Here is a 1,301-nt window from a genome sequence, read left to right as displayed (position 1 = left end):
GTCGGCGGTGAGGGGGCTGGAACCGACCGATCGTCCTTCAACATCCCACCGTCCTTCGAGAGCGAGCGTTCGCCGGCCATCGAGCGTCCCGGACGCTTGAAGCGTCCGGGACGCCGCGTTCGCTCTGAAACCTCTGGCGATGGATGCGGGTGAAGGTTCGCTCACCCTCACCCCCGGCCCCTCTCCCTGAGGGAGAGGGGGGCAGAGTCCGACGCATCCCTGTGAACAGTTCGCTTGCTTCGCCGGGTAATCTGTCACGGCTTCGCCTTCCGCCCCCACAGACCCCATGACGGATCTCGCCGCCCGGTACGCCGCCTTGAGAGCCGAAGCGACCGCCCTGGCCGGCGCCCCGGCGGACATTCGGCAGCGGGCGGCGCTGCTGCACCGGGTGTATCTCGACAGCGGCGGGAACCACGCCTTCGCGGAGATCGCCGCCCACGGCGCCCAGTGGGCCTACGGGTTCTTTGAGACCACCGGCACCCTCGGCAAGGTCATCTCCTATCGCTACGTGCTGAACCGGGCGGAGATGGGCCGCCGCCACGCGATGTTGCAGGGCTTCGCCGACGGCTTCAAAGAGGCGAACCGCAGCGTGTTCATCGACACCTACAGCCAGTTCTACCTCACCGCCGAACTGGACGACCCGACCGACGCCGCGGCGCTGGTCACCGACGATCTGGCGAATGCCTTGGGCACGATCCACGAAGCGAACCGCAGCGGCCGCGTGCTGGATGCGGACGTGCGGAGGGAGCTGTTCCAGCGGGTGCTGCGGCGGGAGCAGACCGTGACGGTCGGTCCGAAGGTGGATGAGGAGTTCGCGAAGTTCGATTGCCCGATTCTGCGCGCCTGCGTGATGAAACCGCCGGTGCGGTTCTCTTACTTCCCCAAGTGGACCTGGTTCTGGTTCAAGAACTTTCAGGACACCGAGGAACGCGTCCGCCGGGCGCATCGCTGCTTCGACATCGCCGAACAGGCCGGTTGGCCGACGGTGTTCGACACGATGCGGCGCTACGAAGTGCTGCCGAACGAGTTTTTCACCGACCCGCGGGGCTACACCGAGGGGTTGAAGAGAAGACTGTCGGCCGGGTCGACGATCGCGGCGGCGTGAGGCGGTCGCGTCTTCTCGACTCACCTCTCCCTTGAGGGAGAGGGGCCGGGGGTGAAGGTGAACGAGCCTTCGCCCGCGGGCGTTCGCGGAGCGATTTCCGAACGATCGACGTGAGAGCAGCCGGGCGGTGAAGGACGGTTGGCCCGGCAATGCCCCCTCACCCCCGACCCCTCTCCCCCAAAAGGGGGAGAGGGGG

General features: G+C 67.1%; 1 protein-coding gene. It reads left to right on the top strand.

The annotated features are described in order from the left end of the window. The first annotated feature begins 286 nt into the window (after positions 1 to 286). On the top strand, positions 287 to 1,105 hold the full coding sequence (locus LzC2_RS21455) for a hypothetical protein (RefSeq protein WP_171190059.1): 819 nt from the start codon (positions 287 to 289) through the stop codon (positions 1,103 to 1,105). Positions 1,106 to 1,301 lie beyond the last annotated feature (196 nt).

Source organism: Alienimonas chondri (assembly GCF_013036045.1).
Classification (GTDB): Bacteria; Planctomycetota; Planctomycetia; order Planctomycetales; family Planctomycetaceae; genus Alienimonas; species Alienimonas chondri.
The sequence above is the reverse complement of the archived record's forward strand: the minus strand, read 5'-3'. Positions and strand labels throughout refer to the sequence as shown.

What these genes read in the sequence shown, in the direction of transcription:
- LzC2_RS21455 (WP_171190059.1), top strand. Translation starts at nt 287, where the DNA reads ATGACGGATCTCGCCGCCCGGTACGCCGCCTTGAGAGCCGAAGCGACC.